Annotated in this window: 16 protein-coding genes; 4 read left to right on the top strand and 12 right to left on the bottom strand. The window is 63.4% G+C overall.

The features are described from left to right. Nucleotides 1–122: 122 nt before the first annotated feature. The 10 genes from CHU95_RS17300 to CHU95_RS17255 all read right to left on the bottom strand — a co-directional run bounded on the left by CHU95_RS17300 (nt 123) and on the right by CHU95_RS17255 (nt 7802). Nucleotides 123–1397, bottom strand: coding sequence for a hypothetical protein (locus CHU95_RS17300; RefSeq protein WP_094457582.1), 1275 nt, complete (start codon nt 1395–1397; stop codon nt 123–125). 173 nt (nt 1398–1570) lie between these two features. Beyond that, entirely contained in the window at nt 1571–2005 is a 435-nt protein-coding gene (locus CHU95_RS17295) for an ExbD/TolR family protein (protein ID WP_207762530.1), read from the bottom strand. A 44-nt stretch (nt 2006–2049) separates the two neighbouring features. Then, on the bottom strand, nt 2050–2493 hold the full coding sequence (locus tag CHU95_RS17290; RefSeq protein WP_094457581.1) for an ExbD/TolR family protein: 444 nt from the start codon (nt 2491–2493) through the stop codon (nt 2050–2052). A gap of 2 nt (nt 2494–2495) precedes the next feature. Continuing rightward, nucleotides 2496–3398 (bottom strand): MotA/TolQ/ExbB proton channel family protein, encoded by a 903-nt coding sequence (locus tag CHU95_RS17285; RefSeq protein ID WP_094457580.1) that lies wholly within the window; start codon nt 3396–3398, stop codon nt 2496–2498. Nucleotides 3399–3451: 53 nt separating this feature from the next. After that, entirely contained in the window at nt 3452–4075 is a 624-nt protein-coding gene (locus CHU95_RS17280) for an energy transducer TonB (RefSeq protein WP_207762529.1), read from the bottom strand. 355 nt (nt 4076–4430) lie between these two features. Further along, nucleotides 4431–4661, bottom strand: a complete 231-nt coding sequence (locus CHU95_RS22155) for a hypothetical protein (protein ID WP_133065558.1) — start codon at nt 4659–4661, stop codon at nt 4431–4433. Between the two features lie 279 nt (nt 4662–4940). Continuing rightward, nucleotides 4941–5384, bottom strand: a complete 444-nt coding sequence (locus CHU95_RS17270) for a protein tyrosine phosphatase family protein (protein ID WP_094457577.1) — start codon at nt 5382–5384, stop codon at nt 4941–4943. 220 nt (nt 5385–5604) lie between these two features. Then, nucleotides 5605–6117, bottom strand: a complete 513-nt coding sequence (locus CHU95_RS17265) for a MarR family winged helix-turn-helix transcriptional regulator (RefSeq protein ID WP_165772242.1) — start codon at nt 6115–6117, stop codon at nt 5605–5607. A 147-nt stretch (nt 6118–6264) separates the two neighbouring features. Further along, nucleotides 6265–7014 (bottom strand): phosphocholine cytidylyltransferase family protein, encoded by a 750-nt coding sequence (locus tag CHU95_RS17260; protein ID WP_094457575.1) that lies wholly within the window; start codon nt 7012–7014, stop codon nt 6265–6267. Nucleotides 7015–7139: 125 nt separating this feature from the next. Further along, nucleotides 7140–7802 (bottom strand): Fe2+-dependent dioxygenase, encoded by a 663-nt coding sequence (locus CHU95_RS17255; RefSeq protein WP_094457574.1) that lies wholly within the window; start codon nt 7800–7802, stop codon nt 7140–7142. Nucleotides 7803–8054: 252 nt separating this feature from the next. Here CHU95_RS17255 and CHU95_RS17250 point away from each other — a divergent pair, with 252 nt between their 5' ends. Then, on the top strand, nt 8055–8861 hold the full coding sequence (locus tag CHU95_RS17250) for a hypothetical protein (RefSeq protein WP_094457573.1): 807 nt from the start codon (nt 8055–8057) through the stop codon (nt 8859–8861). A gap of 46 nt (nt 8862–8907) precedes the next feature. On the opposite strand, the gene CHU95_RS17245 is transcribed toward CHU95_RS17250, so the two are convergent. Then, nucleotides 8908–9669, bottom strand: a complete 762-nt coding sequence (locus CHU95_RS17245; protein ID WP_094457572.1) for an SDR family NAD(P)-dependent oxidoreductase — start codon at nt 9667–9669, stop codon at nt 8908–8910. An 88-nt stretch (nt 9670–9757) separates the two neighbouring features. Between CHU95_RS17245 and CHU95_RS17240 the strand changes: the two genes are divergently transcribed. The 3 genes from CHU95_RS17240 (at nt 9758) to CHU95_RS17230 (ending at nt 13400) form a co-directional block, all read left to right on the top strand. Then, the gene (locus CHU95_RS17240) at nt 9758–10690 is read left to right on the top strand and encodes a YicC/YloC family endoribonuclease (RefSeq protein WP_342744750.1); all 933 of its coding nucleotides are present in this window, start codon (nt 9758–9760) and stop codon (nt 10688–10690) included. 54 nt (nt 10691–10744) lie between these two features. Further along, entirely contained in the window at nt 10745–11383 is a 639-nt protein-coding gene (gene gmk, locus CHU95_RS17235; protein WP_094457571.1) for a guanylate kinase, read from the top strand. Nucleotides 11384–11585: 202 nt separating this feature from the next. Next, the gene (locus tag CHU95_RS17230) at nt 11586–13400 is read left to right on the top strand and encodes an ABC-F family ATP-binding cassette domain-containing protein (RefSeq protein ID WP_094457570.1); all 1815 of its coding nucleotides are present in this window, start codon (nt 11586–11588) and stop codon (nt 13398–13400) included. A 97-nt stretch (nt 13401–13497) separates the two neighbouring features. Here CHU95_RS17230 and CHU95_RS17225 read toward each other — a convergent pair whose 3' ends face one another. Continuing rightward, complete coding sequence (locus CHU95_RS17225; RefSeq protein ID WP_094457569.1) at nt 13498–14361, bottom strand: HpcH/HpaI aldolase/citrate lyase family protein; 864 nt, start codon at nt 14359–14361, stop codon at nt 13498–13500. Nucleotides 14362–14416 lie beyond the last annotated feature (55 nt).

Raw genomic sequence — 14416 nt, 5'->3', positions numbered from 1 at the left:
ACCCGGCAGTCACAACCGGGGTATTGGGGGAAACAGGACTGCTTCCCCGCGTACGGATGGCAGGACGGCGTGGTAAGGCGGACCAACGACCATAGTCCGGCGCTGGTCCGCCTCACGTCACATCACTTTGCCTTGGCGGCAAGCAGGCTCAGACGGGCCAGATCGGCCGGACCATCCGTTGCCTTGATCGCTTTGGCTGTGGCTTCTGCCTTTGCCTTCTGCCCCAGGGCCAGGTAGTAGGTCACCAGACGCAGACGGGCATCGTCAGGGTTCTTCAGATTGCCCTTGGCAATGGCGGCTTCAGCCAAGGTCGCGGCCTTATCAAACTGGCCATAACCGGCATAAGCTTCGGCGACACGCAGGATCGGCCCGGCATTTGCCCCAGCCAGCGCTTCGCTTTCGGTCTGGGCCAGCGCCTTCTTGTCGTCGCCGACCTGCTTGGCGGCCATGTCCTTCAGGCGCTTCTGACGTTCGGCCTCTGGCCCGGTGCCCATGACACCGGACGTGTAGCCCTTGTCGATCACGGCCTGGGCTTCACCCGGATTACCAGCCTGCAACGAAAGCTGGGCCATTTCCATCAGCTCACCAGCCGATTCCAGCAGCCCGATGCTGTATTTCAGGCGGTAAATATCCAGCGCCAGACGATCGCGGTTGAAGCCGGGCTTACGCTGAACGCGGTTCAGCAAATCTTCCCAGTACTTCTTCTCCGGATACATACCGACCAGGCGCTCCAGCACAGCGGTGTAGCCTGCTTCGTTGTTATTCGAAAGCTGCAGACTGGCCAGGATCTCGAGGTCGCGCTGGGTCGGCTTCTGGCCGGCCTTCTCCGCGGTGGCGATCTTGAGGCTCATCTCCTTGACCGCGTTGGCGTAGTCCTTGCTCTCAAAATAGGCCGCCAGCAGCATGGTGCGAGCCTGGCTCTCGTTTGCACCCAGGCTGATGGCCTTTTGCGCCCAACTGATGGTCTTGGGGAAATTCTTGTCCGTGAGGAAGCTCTGCGCCAGCACCAGCGCATACTGACCCTGCTGGGCCTGCTGCAACGCACCGGTCGCGATCAGCGCCTCCATGGCTTTTTCAAGCTCATTGGCGTCACCGGCCGCCTGCGCAACGGCGACACGGAACTGCAGAACCGTCGACGCTTCGAACGGGGTCTTGTTGGGAACGGCGTCGGCTTCCTTAACCTTCACCAATGCCTCTTTGTACTTCTTCTGCTTGACCAGCTCCTGGGCGGCCTGCAGCGGTGTGCCCACTTCCGGGCGAACCGTTTCGCCTGACGCCTTCTTGTCACCGCTCGCCTTCTGCGCAAAGGCCTCAGACGGTGCCATGATGGCGGCGAAGGAGCCAAAGGCCAAAGCCGTTCCCAAAAGGGCGGCGGTAAAAAGACGGGTGCGGATCATTGTCTCTATCTCGGTATCGGGCGAACAGGTCGCGTGTCTCTTCGCGATGGGTCCCATTCGACGGGTTGTCTTACGGTCAGCCACCTGACCGCTATCCGAATGCAATCAGCCGATCTGGGCAGGTTTAAGGCGGACCTGCGAAGGTCCGCCTTGCCCCTTACTTCTGGTGCCGATCAGTCCATGAACTGTTCGTTACCAACCATGCCGATCTTGTTCAGGCCGAGCCGCTGCGCGGACGCCAGAACAGCCGCCACGTACTTGTACTTAACCAGCTTGTTGGGACGCAGATGCACTTCCGGCTGCGGCTGCTGCGAAGCCTTCAGTGTCATCTGCTGTTCCATCTCCTCGCGGCTGTTCAAAACGGTGCCGTTCCAGATCACCGTGCCATCAAAGTCGACTTCGATGGTGATGACTTCCGGTTCAACCACGTTCTGCTGCGGTGGGGGCGGACCAGCCGGCATGTCAAGTTTCACCGCGTGGGTCTGCACGGGAATGGTGATGATGAGCATCACCAGCAACACGAGCATCACGTCGATCAACGGCGTGGTGTTCATTTCCGGCGTGACATTACCCTCTTCGGCGTTTGCCGGTCCAACACTCATACCCATGGGGGCCTCCTATCCTTCAATCCCGTCGGGGGGAAGGCTAAGCGTCAACGTTTGACGCTCAGCGCCCCGGCAGGAGGCTCGGTGATAAAGCCGATCTTGAGGATGCCAGCCCGCTGGCAGGTCACCACGACCTTGCCAACGAACTCGTACCGCCCTTCCTTGTCACCACGGATGTGGATCTCAGGTTGCGGAACCAGCACCGCCACTTCCTTCATCCGCTCGAACAGCGCGTTGTAATCCGGCAACTGGGCAGCATTCCAATAAATGTTGCCGTCCGGATCCACGCCGATCGTCACGTTTTCCGGCTTGGTCACAGTCACCACGTTCGACTCCTCAGGGAGCTTCACGGGGATGGTCTGGATGGCAGCAGGAATGGTCAGCAGGAAGATGATCAGCAGAACGAGCATCACGTCCACCAGCGGCGTCGTATTGATTTCCGACACCACTGAGTCTTCGCCACTATCGGCGGGGCCGACGCTCATCCCCATGGTTAGGCGCTCCGGCCGGTCTTGGACTTCTGGCCGGCGATCAGCAGCGCGTGCAGATCGGCAGAGAAGTTACGCAGACGGTCCATGACCAGCTTGTTACGGCGGGTCAACCAGTTGTAGGCCAGCACGGCGGGCACGGCGACAGCCAGACCGATAGCGGTCATGATCAGTGCTTCACCGACGGGGCCGGCAACCTTATCGATCGAGGCCTGACCCGACAGACCGATGGCCACGAGGGCGTTCAGAATACCCCACACCGTACCGAACAGACCGATAAAGGGAGAGGTGGAGCCGACCGAAGCCAGGAACGACAGGCCGCTCTGCAGGCGGGCGTTCACGGCGTCAACCGAACGCTGCAGGGACATCGTCACCCATTCGTGCAGGTCGATATGGTCGGTCAGGGCGCCATCGTGATGTTCGGTCGCGCGCAGACCATCTTCCACGATGCCGCGGAAGGCCGAGTTTTCCTTCAGGCGAGAAGCGCCTTCGGCGACCGAAGAGGCCGTCCAGAAGTTCTTTTCGGCGAAGCTCGCCTGCGACATCAGCTTGGACTGTTCGATCAGCTTGGTAACGAAAATGTACCAGGTGCCAGCCGACATCAGCAGCATGATGACCAGCGTGCTCTTGGCGACCAAGTCACCATGGTCGATGATGGCCTGCAGACCGTACGGGTTCACGGGCTCTTCAGCCGGAGCAGCAGCAGCGTCAGCGGGTGCAGCGGCATCGGCAGCCGGAGCAGCAGCATCAGCAGCCGGGGCGGCGGCGGGATCGGCCGGAGCAGCAGCGGCGGGGGCCGGCTCGGTCGGGGTCGTGGACTGGGCGAAGACCGGGGCCGACAAGGTAGCGGCAACGGCGGCGGCGGCGGCGAGGCGGCTGATGCCCGCCAGGGTGAACAGCTTGTTCATCGTAGCTCTGCTTTCAGACTTACGTGTTTCGATAGAGGTCGATGCGATGGTGATCAGCGCGCATCTTCAAGGCGGAAGGTGAGCGGAACCATGCTCGGAATCCAGGCACCTTGGGGCTTGCCATCCACAGTCGGCGGTTCGCACCTCCACCGGCCACGTTTGGCTTCCTTCATCCAGGCCTGATCCAGGCGCTCAAATCCGCTCGACTTCTCGATCGTGGCGTCGGAGATACGGCCATCTGCGTTGCAATAGAGACGCATGACGGTCGTACCGGCTTCCTCCAGACGGATCGATTGAGCCGGATATTCAGGCCGGTTCCTTGCAAGGCTTTTCACATCGATCTTGCCACCCGTCGGCGGTGGCGGCGGGGCCACCATACGCGTCGGGGGTTGCACCACCGGGGGCCGCTCGGCAGTCGTCGTCTGGATCGCCGTAGACGTCGGCGGCGGCGGCTGCGAGATCTGAATCTCAGGCGGCGGAATGAACGGCGGGGGCGGCGTATCGAACTTGGGCGGCGGGGGCGGCGGCGGGACTTCTTCCGGCGGTGGAGCGATTTCCTCGATGATTTCTGTCTTGATCGGATCGGCGATCACTGAGACCGCCTTCTGAGCCAAGCCAGTAGCCAGCGCGTAAATCACCCCAACGTGCAGAAGAATAACCACCGCGATGCCAACCAACCGCCCTGAACTCTGCGGCTGTTGCCGCCGATAAGACGATTGCGACAGGTAGGACATCGGTCGGTCACTCGATCCACAGGGGGATGGGGTTTCCGCCATAGCACACATTCAAGAGCGTGACACCCGCCGGTCTTGGTTAAAGCCGGCTTTTTTGTGTCAACCACTTGGCGTGGCCATGGGCCGTATCCCTGTATCGGCGCTAATCCCAAGGGATCATGCCTTATCAAGGAAGCGGCGTTCGGAGGCGAAGACTTTGACCTTGGTTCCTGGGTGGGGGAACGGTGGTCAGAGCCGATTTGGGAATGGGCAGAAGCGGATCAGACAGGCTTCCATATGCCATGCCCGACCGCCAGGTTTATCCGGCAAAGGCCGGCGGCCCGGTCGGGCAGCGCCCGGCTTCCCGATGGCGCCCTTCCGGCGTCAAACCGATACGAAGGGCGCGGGCCACGTCACTGCCGCGTAGAGGCAGGGCGTAGAATAGAGCGATGGCAACGACGAGCAGGGTTGGAAGCGTGACAGGATCGTCACCGCCCGCATCATGCTCGCGCTTACCATGGCCCACCGGACGCGAGACGGTCGCCGCCACCTCAGCCCAACGATCAGGGCCTTGGCTGGCAGGCAGAGCCTGTCCGATCAAAAGATGGAGAGAGGGCAGTTGGGGGAGATGCAGTGAAGCGCGAACGTCGCTCCGGAGCAGTATCCCGCTCTGGAACGCCATGACCAAGAACAGAAGTGCGAGGAGCCCGTGGGCCCATCCGCGCATCATTCGTGTGTCGCCTCCACCAATCGGCCCCAAGGCCGAAACCGGAAGCGACACTCTCACAGCGTTGCGGTCAACACAATGGCCTTAAGGGGGATGACGGCACTATTCCGCCCGCGATTGTGTGTAACGCGCAATAAGAGGGGCATAAGCGGACAGATCGTATCCAGCAGAGGCCGCGGCACGCAATATTGCTTCACTATCGCGGCTTCCGGCTTTCGCTTCTGCGAGCGCCCAGAGAATCGTGCAGCGTGTCCCGGAGCGGCAATGGGCCAGAACCGGCCCTGGTGACGTGGCCAATACATGGCCGAACGCATCCGCAACCTGCTCTAGCGTAGGACCAGTTGCGGGCTGATAGACGTAGGTGAGGCCCAACGACCGGGCAATCTCAGCCGCCTGGGCGGAGGAGAGCTGTCCAGGCTCTTCCCCGTCCGGACGGTTATTGATGATGGTACGGAAACCCGCTTCGTGCGCGTCGCGGATATCCTGTTCCGTCACCTGCGGCGAGACCGACAGACCATCGACCAAAGGACGTGCATCCAAAGCCATGACGACCCCGCGCGTATAAGTGAAAGCAAGCTACTTATGACCGACCGATAAGGGCGAAATTACGGCGACCGGATCACAAAACAGGGGGGTTTCATCCCCACCCGGCTGCCGATTTTGTTCGCACTTGCGATGCATAAATAGGCGCTTCGTGCTGCGTCGCAACATACGCAACTGCAACCCTGCCCGGCTTTTCTCTTCAAGCATGGCTCCCATTTGGGGATTAGCCAGCAATGCGCAAGGGGGCGGTGACCTGATCAGCAATACCCCGGGCGCGACGTCGAACTGTAACCAGTAGATCCAGCATACGTTGGCGCTGATCGGGCGTGAGGTCGCGCAACAACATATCGTTAATGCCCTGGCGTTTGGGCTGCAGGCGGCGCAGCACCTCCAGACCTTCGGGCGTGACACGCAGCAGCTTGCGGCGGCGGTCCTGCGGATCGTCCTGCTGACTGATCAGGCCCTTGCGGATCAGTTCAGTGACAGTCGCCGAGATATGGGGGCGGGACAGACCCCGTGCCGAGGCGATCTCGGAAGAGAAGATGCCGTCATGGGTGCGCGCACCATCCTGGAAATTAGCATCACCCGCAACATTCATCAGCACCGTCCATTGCGGTGCCGTCAGGTTGGCCTCGGCCAGCATCTCCTCGCACTGATGCGCGATAATGTTGGCAAGATCCATCAGATTGAGCGAAATCGCATCCTCGGCGCGGAAGCGGAATGTATCTTGCGGCATGATGGTCCCCGGTATTTGGTCAATGGATGCTGTCATCCTGACCGCGACCCGGGGAGGGCGCATTGACACGGATCAATTAAATGTTTCGCTGTCCAACCATATCCGAGCCACTCTAAAGACCGGCTTCATGGATATCGGCAGCAAAGGTTAGCCCCCGCTGCGGCCGATCCATCCAGCAGTGAGAAGGCGGTTGCTGTCCACATCGGCGGGGAAGTCCATTTCGCCCCATTCCAGGCCCTGGATGGAAACGGTACCCACGCTGCCATCGGCCTTGGCGATGGTGTCGATGACGGACAGATACCAGCGGCGCAGACCCTCAGGTGTGCGCAGGGTTTTCTCGACTTCTGCGGCGAAGCGCTTGCCGCCGTCGGCGCTGAAGCACAAAAAGCCGATGCTTTCCCCGTTCACAATGTCCAATGGCAAGGTCTTACCGATCTGCATCAGGTTGCCATCGGTGTCGGTGCGGACCTTCATATCGTCGGCGTCATAGCCGTCCTTGGCATCGATCGTCACCGTGATCGGCTTTTTCGCACCCGACAGAAGACGCTTGGCGATCTCCGGCTCGAACAAAGTGTCACCATTCAGGATCAGGAAAGGCCCATCCATCTCCGCCCGCGCCACCCAGCAGCTCGCCGTATTGTCGGCCAGGGCATAGAACGGATTATAGAGTGTGCGGGTCGTGATGCCCGGCACATCCATGCCGGCCAACGCCTCCTCCACCCGGTCGGCACGAAAGCCCGTGACCACTACTGCCTCGGTCACGCCAGCCGCCGCCAGACCCCTGATCTGCCATTCCAAAAGGGTGCGGCCCGACAGGTCGATCAGGCATTTCGGCCGGTCTTCCGTCAGAGGCATCAGACGCTTGCCCTGGCCGGCACTCAGGATGATGGCTTTCACTTTGACCCAGGCTCCACAAAGGGTGTCCGATCACGCCGGCCACACCACGAAAAATGCCGCGGACATTGCCGCGAAAGGACGGGGATGACAAGCGGCTTCGTCGTGATCCCCGCCCCTGCCCGCCCTCAATCCTCAGCCCATTTGCGGATCAGGTTGGACAGGCATTTGGAGAGAAGGTCGAACTCGGTATTCTTGCCATCGCGGTTGAAAATGGCCTGCCGCGCCGTATCGAGGTCAAAGAGAAGCTCCCGCTCCGCCGCGTCGCGCACAAAGGACCGTATCCACCCTGCCGCCACCAGCCGCTGTCCCGCAGTGACGGGCGTCACCCGATGCAGGGTGGTGGAGGGGTAAAACAGTCCTGCCCCTGCCGGCAGCTTGAAACCCACATCCCCCGCCGCCGTCTCCATCACCAACTCCCCGCCCTCGTAGCTGGCGGGATCGGCCAGGAAAAGGGTGAAAGATACGTCCGTGCGCAACCCGCCCATCAGGGCGTCATCAACATGGCTGCCATAATGCTGTCCACCCGATGCCCGCGCGAACAGGATGGGACCGAACGCCTTCGGCCGCGTCGCCATGGCCGCCACCGGATGGCGGCGCACCGCCCCTTCCACCAGGGCGCGCAGATCGGCATGGGCCGGATCATCACCACGCAACTGCTCATTGTCCTTGACCAGCTTGGCATGCCAACCGGCCGTGGTCGCACCCGGCTGGAACCGACCGGCCCCCAGCCGCTCCACCATCAAGGTCACGTCATCTTGCGTGAGGATATTGGCAATGGGCAGGATCATGGTCAGAGGCTCCGCGCAGGAAAAGGCGAACGTTTAATACCAATCCGCAGACTGGCGGCCCGGCGCTCGTGTGCCGCAAGCCAAGCGCGCGGATGCGCGCGCCCGGCGTCTGAGGGCTGCCGTGATGCTGGCAATCGGACGGCATCACGGCGGATTGATATAAGATTGCGAATGACTTGCAATTGATTGCCCATCATGGCACGGTCCCGCCCCATATCACCTTCATATTCCATGCATGGGAGCGTTGGGTCCATGATCAAGCTTCAGCCCCGTCTTTGGGTCGGCGTCGGCCTGTCGGTTCTGGCCGGCGGTACAGCACTCGCCGATACCCCTACCCAATGGCACCAGGATGGTGCCATCGCCCTGCAGGTCGCCCAGGGGGGCGAGGGCGGTGAAGGCGGAGAGGGTGGCGAAGGCGGCATCTCCGCCGCCGATGCCGCCAAGGACCCGGTGGCCTTCATCTCGGCCCTGGATGTGACCGCCGCCCATTACCATGCCGGGCTTGCCGCCTATAAGGCAGACCGGCATCAGGCGGCGGGCGAGATGTTCGCCCACCCGATTTCAGAGATCTATGTCGATCTGGAACCCGTCTTCACGGCCCTGGGCGCCAAACCCTTCCAGGACGAGATGAGCAAGGCCTCGGAACTGGCGCTGGCCAATGCGCCGGCGGCAGAGGTGGAAAAGGCAGCCAAGGCCGTGCTGACCGCCCTGGACGCCACCGCCGCCAAGGCCCCGAAAAGCAGTGACAGCGCCAAGGCCGTGCAGGCCAAGCTGCTGGCCGGCATGATGGAACGCGCGGCGCTCCAGTACCGGTCGGCCAGCGCCAACACGGAATTCGAACCCTATCTGGACGGTTACGGCTTTGCCATCACGGCCAAGGCCCGGTCCGAAGCGTTGGTGAAGGCCGGCGTGCCGCTGCCGCCGGATGTGGTGGCCGCCATCGACCTGCTGCTGAAGGCCTACCCCACCGCCCTGCGCCCGGCCACTCTGCCAGTGGCGCTGGATGCCCTGGCTGGTCAGACGGCCAAGGCACAGCTGGCCTTGTCGCGCATTCGGTAAACCCCATTGTCGCATGCGGGCTTTGGCCCGCTTGCGACACCCACCCTCACCCTTTCCGGGGCGCCCGGGCCAGGATCATATCCACCAGCCCGGGCGGCAGCACGCCCAGCAGCCATGAAATTGCGTAGGTGGGGAACGGGAAGGCCACCCTGCCCTTCCCCGCCACCAGCCCACGCCGGATGATGCGGGCCGCCCGTTCCGCATCCATCAGGAACGGCATGGGGAAGCGGTTGACCGCCGTCATGCGGCTGACCACGAATCCGGGGCAGATGACACTGACCCCCACGCCATGCCGGGAGAGATCCCCGCGAAGCGCCTCGCCATAGACACGCACCGCCGCCTTTGACCCGCAATAGGCCGCTGCCCCCGCCATGCCGCGAAAGCTGGCCAAGGACGACATCAACGCGATCTGCCCCCGCCTCCGCGCCACCATGGCGGGGATCAGCGGATGGATAGAATTCAACACCCCGTCCAGATTGGTGGCGAAAATGGCACGCGCCTGGGACTCGGTCTCCACCCCGCCACCGGTTCCGGCCGAAATACCGGCATTGGCGATGACCAGGTCGACCGGCACCTCTTCGTCGCGCGCCATGATCCAGTCGGCCAGCGCCGCCCGGTCGGTGACGTCGATACTGGTGGTCACCACATCGGCCCCCTGGTCACGGCAGCGCCCCGCCACCTGCGCCAACCGGCCGGCATCGCGACCGGTCAGCAGCAGGCGGATGCCTTTTGCGGCATAGGACAGGGCCAAAGCCTCCCCGATGCCGGACGAGGCACCCGTGATGAATATGACGCGCGGATCACGCATGACGGGGCCTCGACCGGTGGAAACCTTGTTGCTAGGGCGGCGGAGCGATATAAACCGCCTTTCAGCCGCCCCAAAGATCGAGCCTGATGTGACGCAAAATCCCGCCGCCCGCAAGACCGGCCCCGCCAACGGCAAGGGTGCCGTCATTTCTATGACCGGCTTCGCCCGCGCCGACGGCTCCAACGAGCGGGCGCAATGGGTGGTGGAGGCGCGCAGCGTCAATGGCAAGGGCCGCGACCTGCGCTGCCGCCTGCCCGCTGGCCTGGATGGGGTGGAACCTGCCATCCGCACCGCGGTTGAGGCGCGGCTGACGCGCGGCAATGTCAATGTCGCGGTCAACCTGACGCGGCTGGAGAATGCCGGTGCCCTGCGCATCAATCGCGACCTCTTGGCCCAGGTGCTGGAACTGGCGCGCGAAATTGGGGGTCCGGATGCCCCACCACCCGCCATCGACACGCTGCTGTCGGTGCGCGGCGTCATCGACAGTGCCGAACCGCGTGAGACGGAGGAAGACCGTCAGGCCCTGGAACAGGCCATCGCCGCCACCGTCGCCACCGCCATCGACCGGCTGGTGGAGGCGCGCACCGGTGAAGGCGCGCATCTGGCCGCCGTCCTGCTGGACCATCTGGCGGAGATTGAGCGCCTGACCGACGCTGCCGCCGCCACCTCCTCACTGCAACCAGAATCCCTGCGCGCCAAGCTGCGCGGCCAGATCCAGGCCCTGCTGGATGCCGTGCCGCCCGTGGCCGAGGATCGGCTGGCCCAGGAGGCAGCACTGCTGATCAGCAAGGCCGATGTGCGCGAGGAACTGGACCGCCTGCGGGCCCATATTTCTCAGGCCCGTAGCATGCTGCGCGATGGCGGGGCTGTGGGCCGGCGGCTGGATTTCCTGTGCCAGGAATTCAACCGCGAGGCCAATACGCTCTGCAGCAAATCCGCCGATGTTGAGCTGACCCGCATCGGTATGGAACTGAAGGCCGTGATCGAACAGTTCCGCGAACAGGTCCAGAATATCGAGTAGGCGGTTCTCCGTCCGCCCTCGTCCCACCCTCCACCCCCTTTGGCAGTCCCCAAAATGTCCCTGATCCATCGCCGCGGCCTGATGCTGGTCCTTTCCTCCCCGTCCGGTGCCGGCAAGTCCACGATCTCGCGCGAATTGCTGACACGCGACGACAACCTGTCCATGTCCGTGTCCCTGACCACCCGCCCCATGCGTCCAGGGGAGCAGGAGGGCGTGCATTATTATTTCGTGGACCATGCGGAGTTTGAGGCGCGGGTACAGCGCAAGGAACTGCTGGAACATGCCAATGTCTTCGGCAACCGCTACGGCACCCCGCGCGCGCCAGTGGAAGAGGCCATGCGCGCCGGGCGCGACGTGCTGTTCGATATTGACTGGCAGGGCACGCAGCAGCTTTCCGACAGCGCCGGCACCGATCTGGTCCGCGTCTTCATTCTGCCGCCCAGTGCGGCCGAGTTGGAACGCCGCCTGACCAACCGCGCCCAGGACAGCGCCGAGGTCATCGCCCACCGCATGTCCAAGGCCAATGACGAGATGAGCCATTGGTCAGAATATGACTATGTCATCGTGAACAAGGACGTGGCCGAATCCGTCGCATCCGTGGAAGCCATCCTGAAGGCCGAACGCCTGAAGCGCCGCCGTCAGGTCGGCCTGTCCGACTTTGTGCGCTCGCTTCAGGTCGGTAAGCTCGGTTGAGCGCTATTCAGCGTCGCGCCTTCATTGCCTCCCCCGCGAAAGCGGGGGTCCAGGGGCCAAGGGCACCGCGACGTCGTTCCTGTGGCCCCTGGGTCCCCGCTTTCGCGGGGAAAGCAATGTAGCTGACACGCCTACCTTCGCGACCGAACCTGCACTGTCCGCAGGCCATCCCTCAAACGCTTTCGATACCGGTGACGCCTCCATGGCCCCCAACAACCCCGCCCTCATCTCGCTGGCCGGCGCCTCGGTCCATCTGGGCTCCACCACCCTGTTCGAAGGCATCGACGTGTCGGTGGCGCGGGGGGAGAAGATTGCGCTGGTCGGCCGCAACGGCTCGGGCAAATCCACCTTGCTGAAATGTCTGGCGGGGGAGATCGATATCGACACGGGGGAGCGCTTCCTGCAACCCGGTGCCCGCGTCGCCTATCTGGCGCAGGAGCCGGATTTCTCCAAATTCCCCACCGTGGCCGATTTCGTGGCCGGCGGTCAGGCTGAACCGATGCAGTACCGTGTCGACGCCGTTCTGGAAGCGCTCGACCTGCCCGGCGACCGTGCCTGTGCCACCCTGTCGGGCGGCGAATCACGCCGCGCGGCCCTGGCCCGCGCCCTGGTGGATGAACCCGACGTGCTGCTGCTGGATGAGCCGACAAACCATCTCGACATCCCCACCATCCTCTGGCTGGAAAAGGAGCTGCAGCAGTTCCGGGGCGCGCTTCTCCTGATCTCCCACGATCGGGCCTTCTTGCAGAACCTGTCCAAGCGCATTCTGTGGCTGGATCGCGGCGTGCTGCGCACCACCGAGCGGCCTTTCAGCGAGTTTGAGACCTGGCGGGATGAGATCTTCAAGGAAGAGGAAGCCACTTATCACAAGCTGGACCGAAAGATTCAGGCCGAGCTGAAATGGATGTGGGAGGGGGGCATTTCCGGTCGCCGCACCCGCAATATGGGCCGTGTCCGCCGCCTGCAGGACATGCGCCAGGAACGCACCGACCGCATCAAATCACGCCAAGTGAATTTCGCGGTGGCGGAGGGCGATAGTTCCGGCAAGCTGGTGGTGGAAGCCGAAAACATCTCCAAAAGCTTCCACAGCGATGCCGGGGAGCGCGTCATCTGCCGCGACTTCTCCACCCGCATCCTGCGCGGCGACAAGGTCGGCCTGATCGGGCCGAACGGGGCCGGCAAATCCACCATCCTGAAGATGCTGATGGGGGAGATCGCGCCCGACAGCGGCAACATCCGCCTGGGCACCAACCTGCAAACCATTGTCTTTGATCAGCGCCGGGCCCAGTTGAACCCCAACGACACGCTGAAACAGGTGCTGCTGCCCGAAGGCGGCGACAATATCTGGGTGGGCGGCAAGCCGCGCCATATCTCCAGCTATCTGAAGGATTTCCTGTTCGACCCCTCCATGATGGAACAGCCCGTGCGCGCCCTGTCGGGGGGTGAGCGCAACCGGTTGCTGCTGGCCAAGCTGTTCGCGCAGCCCAGCAACCTGATGGTCCTGGACGAGCCGACCAACGACCTGGACATGGATACGCTGGACCTGCTGGAGGAAGTGCTGGCCGATTATGACGGCACGCTGCTGCTGGTCAGCCATGACCGCGACTTCCTGGACCGGCTGGTCACCAGCACCATCGCCGTGGAAGGCGATGGCGACGTGTCGGAATATCCCGGCGGCTACAGCGATTACCTGATCCAGCGCAAGGCCGACGAACCGGCGGAAGCCGCCAAGGTGGCCGCTAAACCGGTTGCGGCCGCCACGGCGGCGCCGAAGGCCAAGAAGAAACTGTCCTTCAAGGAAAACCGGGAACTGGAAGAGCTGCCGGGCAAAATGGCGACTTTGGAAAAGAAGATCGCCCAGTTGAACGCCAAGATGGCCGATCCCGCCTTCTACGCCAAGGACCCCAAGGGATTTGCCAAGGCGTCGGAGGATTTGTCGGCGACACAGGGCGAGCTTTCAGCAGCGGAAGAACGCTGGCTGGAGCTGGAGGCACTGAAGGAGGAGTTGGAGGGGTAACCACGCGGTCAGGTCGAGCCAAAGGCGAGCCCTGACAGGAGAGGCCTTCGATCCGTTGCTGTCAGGGCGAGGCATCCGCCCCGGCCTGACCTACGGCTCACCCCACCCCCACCACCTCGGCCAGCGCCACGACGCGCCGCGCCGTCTCCACATGCAGCGCCTCGATCAGCTTGCCATCAACCAGGGTGATGCCCTTGCCGGCGGCCACGGCCTCGGCATGCGCCGCGATGATGCGCCGGGCGCGGGTGACCTCTTCCACTGACGGGGCGAAGGCCTCATTGGCGGCGTCCAACTGCTTGGGATGGATCAGGGTCTTGCCATCGAACCCCAGTTCGCGGCCCTGACGGCAGGCTGCCGCCAGCCCCTCGGCATCGTCCAGATCGACATGCACCCCGTCAATGGCGGTCAGGCCATAGGCACGGGCGGCCAGCAGGCACAGGCCCAGGCTGGTCACCATGGGCAGCCGGTCGCGGGTGGGCAGCGCGTTCAGGTCCTTGGTCAGGTCCGACGTCCCCATGACCAGACATTCTATGCGCGGGCAAGCCCCCGCGATCTCCCCCGCCGCCAGCATGGCGCGCGGCGTTTCCATCATCACCCAAAGACGCAAGTTTTCCGGCGCGCCGGCGGCACGCAGCACCCGGTCGGCCTGTCGTACCCCTTCCGCACTGTCCACTTTGCAGATCAGGACAGCATCCGCACCCGAGGTCGCGGCCGCCACCAGATCACCATGGCCCCAGGGCGTGTCCAATCCATTGACGCGGATCACCAGCTCCCGGCTGCCATAGCCGCCTTCATGCACCGCCGCCATCACCTGGGCACGGGCCTGCTCCTTGGCATCGGGCGCCACGGCGTCTTCCAGGTCCAGGATCAGAACATCGGCCGGTAAGGATCGGGCCTTGTCCAAGGCGCGGGCATTGGCGCCGGGCATGTAAAGGGCGGAACGGCGGGGGCGGATATGCATGATGCCTGATCCCAAATCATCAACGGGGCCAGCCTACCCGACGGTGGCCAGCCCC

The sequence above is a fragment of the Niveispirillum lacus genome, from assembly GCF_002251795.1.
GTDB lineage: Bacteria > Pseudomonadota > Alphaproteobacteria > Azospirillales > Azospirillaceae > Niveispirillum > Niveispirillum lacus.
The sequence above is the reverse complement of the archived record's forward strand: the minus strand, read 5'-3'. Positions and strand labels throughout refer to the sequence as shown.

Bases quoted from the DNA above. Each gene is read 5' to 3' on its own strand.
- CHU95_RS17300 (WP_094457582.1), bottom strand. From the start codon at position 1,397: ATGATCCGCACCCGTCTTTTTACCGCCGCCCTTTTGGGAACGGCTTTG.
- CHU95_RS17295 (WP_207762530.1), bottom strand. From the start codon at position 2,005: ATGGGTATGAGTGTTGGACCGGCAAACGCCGAAGAGGGTAATGTCACG.
- CHU95_RS17290 (WP_094457581.1), bottom strand. From the start codon at position 2,493: ATGGGGATGAGCGTCGGCCCCGCCGATAGTGGCGAAGACTCAGTGGTG.
- CHU95_RS17285 (WP_094457580.1), bottom strand. From the start codon at position 3,398: ATGAACAAGCTGTTCACCCTGGCGGGCATCAGCCGCCTCGCCGCCGCC.
- CHU95_RS17270 (WP_094457577.1), bottom strand. From the start codon at position 5,384: ATGGCTTTGGATGCACGTCCTTTGGTCGATGGTCTGTCGGTCTCGCCG.
- CHU95_RS17265 (WP_165772242.1), bottom strand. From the start codon at position 6,117: ATGCCGCAAGATACATTCCGCTTCCGCGCCGAGGATGCGATTTCGCTC.
- CHU95_RS17255 (WP_094457574.1), bottom strand. From the start codon at position 7,802: ATGATCCTGCCCATTGCCAATATCCTCACGCAAGATGACGTGACCTTG.
- CHU95_RS17250 (WP_094457573.1), top strand. From the start codon at position 8,055: ATGATCAAGCTTCAGCCCCGTCTTTGGGTCGGCGTCGGCCTGTCGGTT.
- CHU95_RS17245 (WP_094457572.1), bottom strand. From the start codon at position 9,669: ATGCGTGATCCGCGCGTCATATTCATCACGGGTGCCTCGTCCGGCATC.
- gmk (WP_094457571.1), top strand. From the start codon at position 10,745: ATGTCCCTGATCCATCGCCGCGGCCTGATGCTGGTCCTTTCCTCCCCG.
- CHU95_RS17230 (WP_094457570.1), top strand. From the start codon at position 11,586: ATGGCCCCCAACAACCCCGCCCTCATCTCGCTGGCCGGCGCCTCGGTC.
- CHU95_RS17225 (WP_094457569.1), bottom strand. From the start codon at position 14,361: ATGCATATCCGCCCCCGCCGTTCCGCCCTTTACATGCCCGGCGCCAAT.